Origin of the sequence: Thalassovita litoralis (assembly GCF_900182725.1) — a bacterium.
Taxonomy (GTDB): Bacteria; Pseudomonadota; Alphaproteobacteria; order Rhodobacterales; family Rhodobacteraceae; genus Thalassobius; species Thalassobius litoralis.
This window is the reverse complement of sequence record NZ_FXTO01000019.1, coordinates 25,564-39,695: the sequence shown is the minus strand read 5'-3', so window position 1 is coordinate 39,695 and position 14,132 is coordinate 25,564. Positions and strand designations below refer to the sequence as shown.

Here is a 14,132-nt window from a genome sequence, read left to right as displayed (position 1 = left end):
GTAGAACAAAACCGAACCGACACGGATTGGAGTTGCGCCATGCTGACCAAGAAACAACTGGATTTGTTGGATTTCATCCACAAACGTGTGCAGCGCGATGGCGTCCCCCCGTCCTTTGACGAAATGAAAGAGGCGCTGGATTTGCGGTCTAAATCCGGGATTCACCGTCTGATTACCGCGCTGGAAGAACGCGGATTTATCCGCCGTCTGGCCCACCGCGCCCGTGCCATTGAAATTGTGAAATTGCCGGAAACTCTGGGCGGGGAACCGGGCTTTACCCCGCGTGTGATTAATGGGGACCGCCCCGACAGCACCCCGGCTTCCGCCATGCCGGTAGAGGCCGTGCAGGCGGTGGAATTGCCGGTGATGGGCCGGATCGCCGCCGGTGTCCCGATCGAAGCTATCGCCCATGTGTCCCACAATGTTGCCGTGCCGAATGCGATGCTGTCCGGCAAGGGCGAACATTACGCGCTGGAGGTGAAGGGCGATTCAATGATCGAGGCGGGGATCAACAATGGCGATGTGGTGATTATCCGCGAAACCTCGGTCGCGGATAATGGCGATATCGTTGTGGCGCTGGTCGAAGATCAGGAAGCAACGCTGAAACGGTTCTATCGCCGGGGCAACGCCATCGCGCTGGAGGCCGCAAACCCGGCCTATGAAACCCGTGTCCTGCCCGAAGATAAGGTAAAAGTGCAGGGCCGTCTGGTTGGGCTGATCCGCACCTATTGAGTATCGGAACAGGGCGACCACAGGCGGCAGGCGGTTTCATCGCGCACCGTGCGCAGCCTGCCATCCGCCATGACAGCCATCGCGCCGGATGTCCGCAATGTGGCGGCATCCGTTATCCGACAGGGCAACCCCGCTGGCAAATCGCGATCAGAAATCAGCCAATCCGTTGGCCCGCAGCGTGGGGTCGCAGTGGCAGCCTTGCCACGTAGCACATGCAGGGTTTGCCCCTGAACAATGGCGGGGGTTGGCCACAACATCGCCGCCTGTGCCTGTGTTTGGGCAGACCCGTCGTTTTCCAGCCAGACCTGCGCCACGAATCCCTGCCCTTTGGCGCGGCTTAGCGCACGGCCCTTGGGGGTCATCACCCCGACCAATGCGCCCTGATCCGAAATCAACAGAACCGGCCTGTTGGTCTGCCCCCACAGCATCAGCACCACGATACAGGGCAACAGACCCAGCCAACGCCCGTATCCCTGCCACAGGATCAGCCACAGCGCCCCCAGTGACAGCAGCGGCAAAACCCGCCAATCCGGGGCGATCACCAGACGCGTGGCCCCATCTATCCCGGCAACCCATTCGGCAACGGCCAATATCCAGCGCAGGCCCAGCCCCATGATCCACAGCGCCGGGGACTCTAGCCCCAATGGCATCAGGCAGGCAGCCAACACGGCGGCAGGGATCACAACGGTGCCCATCAGCGGAACGCTGAGCAGGTTCGCCAGCAGCCCATATTGCGAAAGCTGGTTGAAATGCGCCGCCCCGAACGGTGCCGTTGCCGCACCCGCCACGACCGAGGAAATCAACAGCGCCAAAACCGGGCGCAACCAGCGCGGCCCTAACCCGATCCCGTGATCCCGAAGCGCCCCAAAGACAGCCACAAGCGCCGTTGTCGCGGCAAAGGACATCTGGAATCCCGGCCCCACCAAGGCCTGCGGATGCAACAGCAACACGATCACAGCCGCTACAGCCACCGCCCGCAGGGACAGCGCCCGGCGATCGAACAAGACGGCCACCAGCATCACCGCCACCATGACAAAGGCGCGTTCGGTGGCAACATTGCCCCCCGACAGCATCAGATAACCCGCCGCCGCCGCCAAGGCGACCACTGCCGCGATTTTGCGCACGGGCAGGCGTAACCCCAGAAACGGGATCAGGACCAGCAGCACCCGCACGGCCCCAAACACAACCCCGGCCAGCAATCCCATATGCAGCCCGGAAATCGCCAGAAGATGCGCCAGATTCGACGCCCGCAAGCTGTCCAGCAACCCTTGCCCCATACCGGCGCGATCCCCGGTCATCACGGCAGCGGCAAACGCCCCGACCTGTCCGGGCAATCGCGCCTGCACACGGGCGGACAGATCACTGCGCAAACGGGCAAGGCTGGAACCAGCGGGGCGATCCTGCCACAGCACCACCGGGGTGCGGGTATATCCCACCGCGCCAATTTTCTGAAACCACGCATGGCGGCGAAAATCGAAACCGCCCGGTTCTGCGGGGCCATTGGGTGGGGATAAATGCGCGGTCATCTGGACCACCTCATGTACGCGCGGCGTGGAATCCCCCCAATCCCCATGCAGGGAAATCCGTACCCGGCGCGGGGTGTTATCCGGGGCGACATCGAACAGAACAACCCGGTCCAGCGTCAGCCGAACCGCATCTGAACCGGACCGATCCACCAAGATCACCCGCCCCTGTACCGGGCCATAATAACGCCAGCCCAGTACCGGCCCCGCCACCAGATTCGCCTGTAGACCGGCCGCGCCCAGCCCCAAAGCCATCAGCGTCACCGCCCAGCCAACCGGCGCCCAGTTTGGCCCCAGTCGCCAACCGCCCAACGCCCCCAGCCCCGCCAGCGCGACCGCCCCGGCATAGACCGGCAGGCCCGGTTCCGCAGGCCACAACAGATAGGCCCCGATCCCCAGCGCCAAACAAACCGGCACCCAAGGAAACAGGTGTAACCGCTGCACCAACAGCAGATTGCCCATCGCAGGCCACAAACGGGGAAACCGCGCCAAGTCTTGTCCTTGTTCCGGTGGGTCGCTAGACAGGCGGCAACGCTAACCCCCTCCAGGTTACTGAAAGGTTAAATACCGCATGTCGTCCGAAGTCGTGACCCGTTTCGCCCCCTCGCCCACCGGCTATCTGCATATCGGTGGTGCGCGCACCGCGCTGTTCAACTGGCTGTATGCCCGTGGGCGTGGTGGTAAATTCCTGCTGCGGATCGAGGATACGGACCGCGAACGCTCCACCCCCGAAGCAACCGCCGCCATCCTGAAAGGCATGGACTGGCTGGGGCTGAACCATGACGGCGAAGTGATCAGCCAGTTCGACCGCGCCGACCGTCATGCCGAGGTGGCGCTGCAATTGCTGGCCAAGGGTAAGGCCTATAAGTGCTTTTCAACGCAAGAAGAAATTCAGGCGTTCCGCGATGCGGCACAGGCCGAAAAACGGTCTACCCTGTTCCGCAGCCCGTGGCGCGATGCCGATCCCGCCAGCCACCCGGATGCGCCCTATGTGGTGCGGATCAAGGCCCCGCTGGACGGCGCAACCGTGATCCATGATCAGGTGCAGGGCGATGTGACCATTCGCAACGATCAACTGGACGATATGATCCTGCTGCGTTCGGACGGCACGCCGGTTTATATGCTGGCCGTGGTGGTGGATGATCACGATATGGGCGTCACCCATGTAATCCGGGGCGATGACCACCTGAACAACGCCGCCCGGCAAATGATGATCTATACCGCAATGGGCTGGACCGTGCCGATCTGGGCGCATATCCCGCTGATTCACGGGCCGGACGGCAAAAAACTGTCCAAACGCCACGGTGCGCTGGGGGTCGAGGAATATCAGGCGATGGGCTATCCCGCCGCCGGGATGCGCAACTACCTGACCCGTCTGGGCTGGAGCCACGGCGATGACGAATTTTTCACCGATGCGCAGGCAAAAGACTGGTTCGATTTGCCGGGAATCGGCAAATCCCCGGCCCGTCTGGACTTTAAGAAGCTGGAAAACCTGTGCGGTCAGCATTTGGCCATCACCGAGGATGCCGCGCTGCTGCAAGAGCTGCTGGCATACCGTGATGTAACCGATCAGCCGAAACTGCCGGAAAACAAATTATTGCAATTGCAAGAAGCACTGCCCTTTCTGAAAACCAGCGCCAAGACATTTCCGCAACTGCTTGAAAAAGCAGAATTTGCACTGACAGAACGGCCCATTTCGCCTGATGAAAAAGCCGCGAAAAATCTGGATGATGTATCCCGTGGTATACTGAAAGAATTGACGCCGCATCTGCAAAATGCTAGCTGGTCGCGTGACGATCTGGAAGGCGCAGCCAACCAGTTCGCGGAAGCGAAGGGAATCAAATTCGGCAAACTCGCAGGCCCCTTGAGAGCGGCCCTTGCCGGGCGTAGTGTGACCCCAAGCGTTTTTGACATGATGCTGGTCCTTGGGCGGGAAGAATCCATCGCCCGGCTGACCGATGCAGCGGCCTGAGGGGAAAACGGCCCACGACCGTTAACCATCCTGAAAGGCCATTGGGAATAGCAATGCCCGTGCGGTCCGCGCATGAGGCCAGTGATGAAGGGAACACCATGACTGAACAAAAAACTGCCACGCTGAGTTTTGACGGCAAGACAATTGAACTGCCGATCCTGTCCCCGTCGGTGGGCCCCGATGTCATCGACATCCGCAAGCTTTATGCGCAGGGCCACGTTTTCACCTACGATCCGGGCTTTACCTCGACCGCGTCCTGCGATTCGACGATCACCTATATCGACGGTGACGAAGGCGTTCTGCTGCATCGCGGCTACCCGATTGATCAGTTGGCGTCGCAATCGCACTACCTCGAAGTGTGCTACCTGCTGATGTACGGCGAACTGCCGACAGCGGCCCAACTGGAAGCATTTGAAACCACGATCACCCGTCACACGATGATCCACGAACAAATGCACAATTTCTTCCGTGGGTTCCGTCGCGATGCGCACCCGATGGCCACGATGGTGGGCGTCGTTGGCGCGATGTCGGCCTTCTATCACGACAGCACCGATGTCAACGATCAGAAACAGCGTGAAATCGCGGCGCATCGCCTGATTGCGAAAATGCCGACGATTGCGGCAATGGCCTATAAATACTCGATCGGTCAGCCCTTCGTGTACCCGCGCAACGATCTGGATTACGCTGCCAACTTCCTGCACATGTGCTTCTCGGTTCCGGCCGAAAAATACAATGTCGATCCGATTCTGGCCCGCGCAATGGACCGTATTTTCACCCTGCACGCGGATCACGAACAAAACGCGTCGACCTCGACCGTGCGTTTGGCGTCGTCCTCGGGGGCGAACCCGTTTGCCTGTATCGCGGCTGGTATCGCCTGTCTGTGGGGTCCGGCCCACGGTGGTGCAAACCAGGCCTGTCTGGAAATGCTGAAAGAAATCGGCACTGTCGATCGCATTCCTGAATTCATCGCCCGCGCCAAGGACAAAAACGATCCGTTCCGCCTGATGGGCTTTGGGCACCGTGTCTATAAAAACATGGACCCGCGCGCGACCGTGATGAAAGAATCCGCAGACGAAGTGCTGGAACTGCTGGGCGTCGAAAACAACCCGCTGCTGCAAGTCGCCAAGGAACTGGAACACATCGCCCTGAACGACCCCTATTTCATCGAGAAAAAGCTGTTCCCGAACGTGGATTTCTACTCGGGCATCATCCTCGAAGCGATGGGCTTCCCGACCTCGATGTTCACCCCGATCTTCGCTCTGTCGCGGACTGTGGGCTGGATTTCCCAATGGAAAGAACAGTTCGCCGACCCGCAGATGAAAATCGGCCGTCCGCGTCAGCTGTATCTGGGCAGCACCTATCGCGATTATGTGGATGTCGAAAACCGCTAAGCGGCAGTCATCACGATAAAGAAGGCCACCCTGTCCGGGTGGTCTTTTTCGTTGGCGTATTAATGGCAACGTCCCACCCAGACGCGCGCTTGGGCTTGAGTATTTTCAGCAAGATGAAATCAACGGATGCCTCCTGTCGGCACAGCGGCGCGTTAAGGTTAACGGGGCATTTGGCTCTTTCTTGGCCCAAATATCCAAAATAGCGCGACCGCCCCGCCAGATGCGACATACCAGCATTGCGCGCCCCTGCCGCCTGCCCCATTCTGCCGGAAAAATCCAATAGCGGAGGGCAAGAATGGCACATGGATATGAAAGCGGGCGGCTGGATCTGCCCTTTGTCGGTATTTCCACCTTTGGCAAACGTCCCTATCAACCCGATTGGGATCAACTAGAGGCTGATGTGGCGATTATCGGCGCGCCGTTTGATTTTGGTACGCAATGGCGATCCGGGGCGCGGTTTGGCCCGCGGGCTGTCCGCGAGGCATCTACCCTGTTCAGCTTTGGCCACGCCGGGGCTTATGACCACGAAGACGATGCCACCTATTTACCCGGATCAGTGCGGATCGTGGACATGGGGGATGCCGATATCGTTCACACCGATACGGAAACATCCCACGCCAATATCGAAACCGCCATTCGTGCGGCACTAAAGGCCGGGGCGCTGCCCGTGACCATTGGCGGCGATCATTCGATCAACATTCCTGCAATCCGGGCCTTTGACGATCAGGGCGAATTTCACGTTCTGCAAATCGACGCGCATCTGGATTTTGTTGATGAACGCCACGGTGTTCGCCACGGCCACGGCAACCCGATGCGCCGCGCAGCCGAACAGCCCTATGTCACCGGGTTAACGCAGGTGGGAATTCGCAATGTATCGTCAACCGCCAAAGAAGGCTATGAGGACGCCCGCAAGATGGGGTCGGATATCCTTTCTGTCCGGCAAGCCCGCACATTGGGACCGGACGGGGTGGCGCAACGTATCCCCACCGGGGCGCGGGTGTATGTGACGCTGGATATTGATGCGTTCTGTCCGTCCATCGCGCCGGGGACAGGAACGCCCAGCCACGGCGGGTTCCTGTATTACGAGGTACTGGAACTGCTGCAACAAGTCGCCCAAAATCACGATATCATCGGCATTGATCTGGTCGAGGTCGCCCCGGACTACGATCACAGCGGATCGACGGCGATATTGGCCGCGCAGGTGTTGTTAAACACGCTGGGCTTTATTTTTCATGCGCGCGGGTTCAGGTAGATGAAAGGGGCCAAACGGCCCCTTGATCACGCGCTCAATGCGCGGCTTTTTTCCCGGTGATGGCGGCAATCATCGGCCCGATGATCCGGGTTGCCACCGGGATCAGGATCAGGCCATAGACTAGCCCCAGCACCCCGTCACACAGCGCCGTAACCGCCCAACTGACGGTTCCGGAAAATTGTGCGTCAACCTTATGCGCGGCCAATTCGGCCAGATGATGAATATCTTCATAGGGGTGGTGCATACCCAATTCATGCAGACCGTGGATCATGATGGACCCGCCGACCCACAGCATCGCCGCCGTTCCCACCACGGACAACAGCCACATCAGTTTCGGCATCGCCTTCACCAGCCCGCGCCCAATCGCCTGCCCCAGCCCGGTCCGCGCACGTTGCGCCATGAACAGGCCGACATCATCCATTTTCACGATCAGCGCGACCGAACCGTAAACCGCCAGCGTGATCACCACCCCCACCACGGCAAGGGCTGCGGCTTCCATCCAAACGGCCCCTTCGGGGATGGCGGACAGGGCGATAGTCATGATTTCCGCAGACAGGATGAAATCGGTTTTAATCGCCCCGGCGACTTTCTGTTCTTCCAGATGGGCGGGGTCTTTGATGTCCATATCCGCCTCGACATGGGTATCGCCATGCGGGAACAGGACGTGGAAAATCTTTTCCGCCCCTTCAAAACACAGATAGCTGCCGCCCAACATCAACAGCGGCGTGATCAGCCACGGCGCGAAATTCGCCAGCAGCAGCGCCACGGGCAGCAACACGATCAGTTTGTTGAACAGCGACCCGCGAGCAATTTTCCAGATGATCGGCAATTCCCGCGCGGGGGCGAACCCCTGCACGTATTTCGGCGTTACGGCCGCGTCGTCGATAATCACCCCTGCTGTTTTTGCCCCGGCCTTACCTGCTGCCGCAGCAATATCGTCTACACTTGTGGCCGCCACTTTGGCGATTGCAGCCACGTCATCCATCAGGGCCAAAAGACCGCTCATACCGTACCTCGTGTTTAGCGTTATCCCCAATCTAGCGGATGTAATCGGCGGAACAAGGCTGATCCCCGGTCAGTCGTTAGCGCAACCAAGGCAGGTTTGCGCTAACACCTTTATATCTTGGGCATTTTCACCTTTTGATTAAGGGCATCTGGGGATATACGGCGCACGAATTTCAGTCGTTTCAGGAGTTGCACCATGACCATCACCGTCGGCATTAACGGATTTGGCCGTATCGGCCGCTGCACCCTCAGCCATATCGCGGAAAGCGCGCGCGAGGATATCAAGGTGGTCAAGATCAACGCCACTGGCCCGCTGGATACCGCCGCACACCTGATCCGCTATGACTCGGTTCATGGGCGTTTCCCGAACGAGGTGGTGATCGGTGACGGCACGATGGACATGGGGCGCGGCGCGTTTCAGGTGCAATCGACCTATAACATGGACGAACTGGACTGGTCCGGCGTGGATGTGGTTCTGGAATGTACCGGCAACTTCAACGACGGTGAAAAAGCAGCGAAACACATCGAACGCGGCGCAAAATCGGTTCTGATTTCGGCCCCGGCGAAAAACGTGCAAAAAACCATCGTCATGGGCGTGAACGACAGCGAACTGGCCGCTGGCGACACCATGATTTCCAACGGCTCCTGCACCACGAACTGTCTGGCCCCGGTGGCCAAGGCGCTGAACGATGCGATCGGCATTGAATCGGGTATCATGACCACGATCCACAGCTACACCGGCGACCAGCCCACGCTGGACCGCCGCCACAAGGATCTGTACCGCGCCCGCGCCGCGGCCATGTCGATGATCCCCACCTCGACCGGGGCGGCCAAGGCATTGGGCGAAGTACTGCCCGCCCTGAAAGGCAAACTGGACGGGTCCGCTGTGCGCGTTCCGACCCCGAACGTATCCGCCGTTGACCTGACCTTTATCGCGCAAAAAGACGTGACCGAGGCTGACGTGAACGCCATCATGAAAGAAGCCGCCGCAGGCGCGATGAAGGGCATTCTGGGCTACACCGAGGAAAAACTGGTGTCGGTTGATTTCAACCACACTTCGGAAAGCTCTTACTTTGCGGCTGACCAGACCAAGGTGATTGGCGGGCGTCTGGTGCGTGTGCTGGCATGGTACGATAACGAATGGGGTTTCTCGTGCCGGATGGCCGATGTGGCCGTGGCAATGGGCAAGCTGCTGTAATCCCTGTGGCTTGAACTGATCGGGGCGCTTCGGCATAGTCTGCCGCAGCGCCCTTTTTATTTGCGGGATATTTCCATGACCAATCGCATCGCTGCCGTTATGGCCATTATTATCACCGCCCTGATTGCGGTGGATATTTTCCTCAATGGTGGCACGGTTGTTCTGTTTCTGATGAAGAAACTTAGCAAATTGATCAACTGGATGGCGTTCTGGCGCTGACGCTGCGTTATCCCCCTGCCCGCTTGCACGGCTGATCCCGCCCCGTATCCTGTGCGCGGGGACCAAGGAGGGGATCAATATGCAGATAATTTTATGGATCGCGCTTGCCTGCGTGGCCGCGATTGCGGGATGGTTGGGCTGGAACGCCTGGGTCACGCGCAAAACCGCCGCCAAGGTAGCGCAAGCGGTGCCGCCGCGCGGGAAATTCATCCAGATTTCCACCGGGCAGCTTCATTATATCGACAAGGGCGACGGCCCACCCATCCTGATGATTCACGGATTGGGCGCGCAACTGGGGAATTTCGATACCGGGCTGGCGGATGATCTGGCGCGGGATCATCGTGTCATTGCTGTGGATCGCCCCGGCATGGGCTGGTCAGACCGTCCCGACGATGCCGACGCCAGCCCCCGCGCCCAAGCCGCCCTGATAGTCGAGGTGATCGAGGCGTTGGGACTGGAAAAACCGCTGATCGTGGGGCATTCGCTGGGCGGGGCCATTGCCATGTGTCTGGCGCTGGATGCCCCGGAAAAAATCAGCGGGCTGGCGTTATTGGCCCCGCTGACAATGATGCCGCGCGAAACCGCCCCGCCTTTTGTGGGGCTGAACCTGCCCAAGCCCTTCAAGCGCTGGCTGATTTCGGAAACACTGGCGATTCCCGCCTCGATGAAAAATGCCGACGACGTGTTTTATTACATCTTCGGCCCGGACACGGTGCCGCGCGAGTATTCCATCGCCGGTGGCGGGCTATTGGGGCTGCGTCCCGTGTCATTCCGTAACACCAGCCGGGATTTTCTGGCCTCGGGGCGGAATTTGAAATGGATGATCGGGAAGTATGAAACGCTGGCCGTGCCCGTACAGATTTTGTTCGGGCGGGATGATCGGATTTTGGACCCAGCCGATCACGGCGAAAAACTGGCCGACGCACATCCGCACATCAAACTGCACCTGACGGATGGCGGCCATATGTTGCCACTGACCCATATCGCCGAAAGCGCTGCCTTTATCCGGCAGGCCGATCCGCGCTGATCAGAGACAAACAAAAGCCCCGCCAAAGCGGGGCTTTTCACGTCAGACGGATTTGCCCAGTTTCGCCAGCAGCTTTTTATTCACCGCAGGCGGTACAAACTTGGACACGTCACCATCCAGCCGCGCGATTTCCTTTACCAGTTTCGAGGCAATCGCCTGATGCCGGGCTTCGGCCATCAGGAACACGGTTTCCACGCTGGAATCCAACGCCCGGTTCATGCCAACCATTTGAAATTCATATTCAAAATCAGCCACAGCGCGCAGTCCGCGCACGATCACCTGTGCGCCGACATCATGCGCACAATCAATCAGCAGATTTTCAAACGGATGAACCACGATTTCGGTGCCGGTTTCTTCGATCAGGCGCGCCATTTCGCCTTCGATCATCGCCACCCGCTCTTCCAGCGGGAACAACGGCCCCTTGTCGCGGTTGATTGCCACCCCGATCACCAGACGGTCCACCAACGTGGCGGATCGGCGGATGATGTCGATATGACCCAGTGTGATCGGATCAAAGGTCCCCGGATACAGACCGATGCGCATCAGATTGTCCCCTCCTCGGAACTGAAATAAATTCATGCTGCGCACGCAACATTATTGCGCACCGGAATGCAAGGGCTAATGCCCCATGATCATGCCTTGCAGGGCATCCTTTTCCATAGCGAGTTCCTGGAGTCGCGCCTTTACAACATCTCCGATGGTGACAATCCCCACCAAAACCCCTTCTTCAACCACGGGCATATGGCGGAACCGCCCTTCGGTCATGCGGGTCAGCACATCGTCAGCGGTATCGTTGCGGGCGCAGCAAACCGGATTGCGGGTCATCATGTCATCCACGTTTTCGTGCATACATGTTGCCCCCTTCACGGCCAGCGCCCGCACAATATCGCGTTCCGATATAATGCCCGTCGCAACCTGCCCGTCTTTTGAAACAACCACGCCACCGATCCGCCGCTCGGCCAAAATTTGCGCCACTTCTGAAATCAGCGTACCCGGTTTCACCGTCACCACACCGTCGTCGCCTTTGGCCTTAAGGATTTGATGGACAAGCATTCTGGGTCTCCTCCGCAATAATATTTCACACCCCCAGCGTCACCCGCCTGCGACATTCTGTCAAGCATAACCGCGATCCGCCCCACCCCAGCCTGTCAATTTGCCGCTCAACACATCGCATCCAACCGCGCCACCTCGGCGCGGACACCTTCGCTTAGCGCGGTGGCAAAGCGATTCAGCCGGTCCATGCGGCGATCATCGGCGTGACGGATCAGGTAAAAGCTGCGCGTCAGGCTTAGCTGATCCGTCAGGATTTTCCGCACGCCGCTGGCCGAAGGAATTGCAAAATCATGGATAATTCCAATGCCGCAGCCCTGCCGCACCCAATTGAACTGCACCGAAACCGAATTTGACGCCAACGCCACGCGGTCCAGCCCGGCCTCGCTCAAATAATCCAGTTCTTTGTCAAAAATCATGTCCGGGATATAGCCGATCATCCGGTGGCCTTTCAGGTCCGCAATCGTGCGGATCGGGGCGTGTTGCGCCAGATAGCTTTCATGGGCGCCAAGATGCAGCTTGTAATCCGTGATCTTCTGCACCGTCAGCCGCCCGGCGTTGGGCGGGCTGACCCCGATGGCCATATCCGCCTCGCGCTTGGACAGGTTAAAAACCCGTGGAAGCGCAACAATCTGCACCTCCAGATCGGGGTTTTCTTCGGCGATACGGGCGCAGACCTGCGGCAGCAGGTAATTCGCGCTGCCATCCGGGGCACCAATCCTGATCTGACCGGACAACGCCCCCGCCTGCCCAGCCAGTTCTTCGACCGCCGCGCCCATTGCCTGTTCAGCACGTTCCGCATGTTCCATCAGGCGTTGCCCGGCGTCGGTCAGCGCATAGCCCTGTGGGGATTTGGCGAACAGGGGCGCGCCCAGATCCTCCTCCAGCCGCCCAATGCGGCGGCCTACGGTGGCCGGGTCCACCTTTAGCCCCCGCCCCGCGCCAGACAGGCTTTCGGCCCGCGCGACCGCCAGAAACACCTTCAGGTCATCCCAATTCATGGCCTCGGCCCCCTTTGCAAAAATGCAAAACCTTTTTGGCAACTTGCCTCTTTTCACAGGAATTTTGCAAGCCTAAGCTACCGCCAAATTCAAAGGAGGAGTTCCCATGAAAGAACTGACCCACTTCATCAACGGCAAACACGTCAAAGGCACGTCGGGCCGTTTTGCAGATGTCTACAACCCCGCCACGGGCGAAATTCAAGCCAAGGTGCCGCTGGCCACCCCGGACGAAATGAACGCCGCCATCGCCGCCGCTGCCGAAGCACAGCCCGCATGGGCCGCGACCAACCCGCAGCGCCGCGCCCGCGTGATGATGAAATTCGCCGCGCTGATCGAAACCCACATGGACGAGCTGGCAGAGATGCTAAGCCGCGAACACGGCAAAACCCTGCCCGACGCGCGTGGCGATGTTCAGCGCGGCCTGGAAGTGGTCGAGGTTTGCATGGGCGCCCCGGCGCTGCTGAAAGGCGAATACATGAATGACGGCGGCCCCGGCATCGACCTGTATTCGATGCGTCAGCCGCTGGGCGTTGTGGCCGGGATCACCCCGTTCAACTTCCCCGCCATGATCCCGTTGTGGAAAATGGCCCCCGCGCTGGTGTGCGGTAACGCCATGATCCTGAAACCGTCCGAACGCGTGCCGTCGACCGCGCTGCGTCTGGCGGAACTGGCCCAGGAAGCTGGCCTGCCCGATGGCGTGCTGCAAGTCGTCAACGGCGACAAAGAAGCCGTGGACACCATTCTGGACAACGAAACCATTCAGGGCGTGGGCTTTGTGGGATCGACCCCGATTGCACAGTATATCTATGGCCGCGCCTGCTCCAACGGCAAACGCGCACAGTGTTTTGGCGGCGCGAAAAACCACATGATCATCATGCCCGATGCCGATCTGGACAAAGCCGCCGATGCGCTGGTGGGTGCTGGCTTTGGCGCGGCTGGCGAACGCTGCATGGCGATTTCGGTTGCCGTTCCCGTAGGTCAGAAAACCGCCGATGCGCTGATTGAACGGCTGATTCCCCGCGTTGAAGCGCTGAAAGTCGGCCCCTACACCGCTGGCGAAGACGTGGATTACGGCCCCGTCATCACCGCCGCCGCAAAACAGCGGATCGAAGGGCTGGTCAATTCGGGCGTGGAACAGGGTGCAAACCTGGTGGTCGATGGCCGCGACTTCAGCCTGCAAGGCTATGAAGACGGCTATTTCGTCGGCCCGTCGCTGTTCGACAATGTGACCAAGGACATGGACATCTACAAAGAAGAGATCTTTGGCCCGGTCCTGTCCACCGTGCGCGCTGAAACCTACGAAGAAGCGCTGGATCTGGTGATCACCAACAACTACGGCAACGGCACTGCGATCTTTACCGCAGATGGCGATACCGCGCGTGACTTTGCCAACAAGGTCAACGTGGGCATGGTTGGCATCAACTTCCCGATCCCGGTTCCGCTGTCCTATTTCACCTTTGGCGGCTGGAAAAAGTCGGCCTTTGGCGACCTGAACCAATACGGCCCGGACGCGCTGCGGTTTTACACCAAAACCAAAACGGTCACCGCACGCTGGTTCTCGGGGATCAAAGAAGGCGGCGAGTTCCACTTCAAGGCGATGGATTGATCCGACAGGGCGCGCGTTCCGCGCGCGCCTTATCAGCCCTTCGGGCGGAATGGGGGCGCTGCCCCCAACCCCCCGGAGTATTTCGATCAGAAAGAAATCAGTACAAAACGGCTTCTTTCTGATCCAAATACTCAAATATCCAACCAAGGCCACGTG

The 14,132-nt window shown here is 59.4% G+C and carries 13 protein-coding genes; 8 read left to right on the top strand and 5 right to left on the bottom strand.

The genetic code is table 11. The annotated features are described in order from the left end of the window. The first annotated feature begins 39 nt into the window (after nt 1-39). Nucleotides 40-732: a transcriptional repressor LexA gene (lexA, locus tag FN828_RS13635; protein WP_142494029.1), complete on the top strand. Its 693-nt coding sequence runs from the start codon at nt 40-42 to the stop codon at nt 730-732. On the opposite strand, the gene FN828_RS13630 is transcribed toward lexA, so the two are convergent. Further along, the gene (locus FN828_RS13630; RefSeq protein WP_328592215.1) at nt 726-2,747 is read right to left on the bottom strand and encodes a ComEC/Rec2 family competence protein; all 2,022 of its coding nucleotides are present in this window, start codon (nt 2,745-2,747) and stop codon (nt 726-728) included. The genes lexA and FN828_RS13630 overlap by 7 nt on opposite strands. A gap of 79 nt (nt 2,748-2,826) precedes the next feature. On the opposite strand from FN828_RS13630, the gene gltX reads away from it, so the two are divergent. The 3 genes from gltX to speB all read left to right on the top strand — a co-directional run bounded on the left by gltX (nt 2,827) and on the right by speB (nt 6,870). Next, on the top strand, nt 2,827-4,227 hold the full coding sequence (gene gltX, locus FN828_RS13625) for a glutamate--tRNA ligase (RefSeq protein ID WP_142494028.1): 1,401 nt from the start codon (nt 2,827-2,829) through the stop codon (nt 4,225-4,227). A gap of 98 nt (nt 4,228-4,325) precedes the next feature. Beyond that, the gene (locus tag FN828_RS13620) at nt 4,326-5,618 is read left to right on the top strand and encodes a citrate synthase (protein ID WP_142494027.1); all 1,293 of its coding nucleotides are present in this window, start codon (nt 4,326-4,328) and stop codon (nt 5,616-5,618) included. A 295-nt stretch (nt 5,619-5,913) separates the two neighbouring features. Beyond that, on the top strand, nt 5,914-6,870 hold the full coding sequence (speB, locus tag FN828_RS13615) for an agmatinase (RefSeq protein WP_142494026.1): 957 nt from the start codon (nt 5,914-5,916) through the stop codon (nt 6,868-6,870). A 34-nt stretch (nt 6,871-6,904) separates the two neighbouring features. Here the strand turns inward: speB and FN828_RS13610 are convergent, their stop codons facing one another. Beyond that, nucleotides 6,905-7,876 carry a DUF808 domain-containing protein gene (locus FN828_RS13610; RefSeq protein ID WP_142494025.1) on the bottom strand — a complete coding sequence of 324 codons (972 nt, stop codon included), beginning with the start codon at nt 7,874-7,876 and terminating at the stop codon, nt 6,905-6,907. Nucleotides 7,877-8,071: 195 nt separating this feature from the next. Between FN828_RS13610 and gap the strand changes: the two genes are divergently transcribed. The 3 genes from gap to FN828_RS13600 all read left to right on the top strand — a co-directional run bounded on the left by gap (nt 8,072) and on the right by FN828_RS13600 (nt 10,319). Further along, entirely contained in the window at nt 8,072-9,073 is a 1,002-nt protein-coding gene (gene gap / locus FN828_RS13605) for a type I glyceraldehyde-3-phosphate dehydrogenase (protein WP_142494024.1), read from the top strand. Nucleotides 9,074-9,148: 75 nt separating this feature from the next. Beyond that, nucleotides 9,149-9,292, top strand: a complete 144-nt coding sequence (locus FN828_RS20560; RefSeq protein WP_185959019.1) for a hypothetical protein — start codon at nt 9,149-9,151, stop codon at nt 9,290-9,292. Nucleotides 9,293-9,371: 79 nt separating this feature from the next. Then, nucleotides 9,372-10,319 (top strand): alpha/beta fold hydrolase, encoded by a 948-nt coding sequence (locus FN828_RS13600; RefSeq protein ID WP_142494023.1) that lies wholly within the window; start codon nt 9,372-9,374, stop codon nt 10,317-10,319. A 42-nt stretch (nt 10,320-10,361) separates the two neighbouring features. On the opposite strand, the gene coaD is transcribed toward FN828_RS13600, so the two are convergent. From coaD to FN828_RS13585, 3 genes are all read right to left on the bottom strand, one after another. After that, nucleotides 10,362-10,862 (bottom strand): pantetheine-phosphate adenylyltransferase, encoded by a 501-nt coding sequence (gene coaD, locus FN828_RS13595; RefSeq protein WP_142494022.1) that lies wholly within the window; start codon nt 10,860-10,862, stop codon nt 10,362-10,364. A 75-nt stretch (nt 10,863-10,937) separates the two neighbouring features. Further along, the gene (locus FN828_RS13590; RefSeq protein WP_142494021.1) at nt 10,938-11,372 is read right to left on the bottom strand and encodes a CBS domain-containing protein; all 435 of its coding nucleotides are present in this window, start codon (nt 11,370-11,372) and stop codon (nt 10,938-10,940) included. A gap of 107 nt (nt 11,373-11,479) precedes the next feature. Continuing rightward, nucleotides 11,480-12,370 (bottom strand): LysR family transcriptional regulator, encoded by an 891-nt coding sequence (locus FN828_RS13585; RefSeq protein ID WP_142494020.1) that lies wholly within the window; start codon nt 12,368-12,370, stop codon nt 11,480-11,482. A gap of 106 nt (nt 12,371-12,476) precedes the next feature. Here FN828_RS13585 and FN828_RS13580 point away from each other — a divergent pair, with 106 nt between their 5' ends. Further along, a complete protein-coding gene (locus tag FN828_RS13580) occupies nt 12,477-13,976 on the top strand; it encodes a CoA-acylating methylmalonate-semialdehyde dehydrogenase (RefSeq protein ID WP_142494019.1) in 1,500 nt (499 codons plus the stop codon). Nucleotides 13,977-14,132: the final 156 nt, after the last annotated feature.

Excerpts from the sequence above, each read along its gene's own strand:
- FN828_RS13590 (WP_142494021.1), bottom strand. The coding sequence starts at position 11,372 with ATGCTTGTCCATCAAATCCTTAAGGCCAAAGGCGACGACGGTGTGGTG.
- FN828_RS13580 (WP_142494019.1), top strand. The coding sequence starts at position 12,477 with ATGAAAGAACTGACCCACTTCATCAACGGCAAACACGTCAAAGGCACG.
- coaD (WP_142494022.1), bottom strand. The coding sequence starts at position 10,862 with ATGCGCATCGGTCTGTATCCGGGGACCTTTGATCCGATCACACTGGGT.
- FN828_RS13620 (WP_142494027.1), top strand. The coding sequence starts at position 4,326 with ATGACTGAACAAAAAACTGCCACGCTGAGTTTTGACGGCAAGACAATT.
- FN828_RS20560 (WP_185959019.1), top strand. The coding sequence starts at position 9,149 with ATGACCAATCGCATCGCTGCCGTTATGGCCATTATTATCACCGCCCTG.
- FN828_RS13600 (WP_142494023.1), top strand. The coding sequence starts at position 9,372 with ATGCAGATAATTTTATGGATCGCGCTTGCCTGCGTGGCCGCGATTGCG.
- gap (WP_142494024.1), top strand. The coding sequence starts at position 8,072 with ATGACCATCACCGTCGGCATTAACGGATTTGGCCGTATCGGCCGCTGC.
- FN828_RS13585 (WP_142494020.1), bottom strand. The coding sequence starts at position 12,370 with ATGAATTGGGATGACCTGAAGGTGTTTCTGGCGGTCGCGCGGGCCGAA.
- speB (WP_142494026.1), top strand. The coding sequence starts at position 5,914 with ATGGCACATGGATATGAAAGCGGGCGGCTGGATCTGCCCTTTGTCGGT.
- FN828_RS13610 (WP_142494025.1), bottom strand. The coding sequence starts at position 7,876 with ATGAGCGGTCTTTTGGCCCTGATGGATGACGTGGCTGCAATCGCCAAA.
- lexA (WP_142494029.1), top strand. The coding sequence starts at position 40 with ATGCTGACCAAGAAACAACTGGATTTGTTGGATTTCATCCACAAACGT.
- gltX (WP_142494028.1), top strand. The coding sequence starts at position 2,827 with ATGTCGTCCGAAGTCGTGACCCGTTTCGCCCCCTCGCCCACCGGCTAT.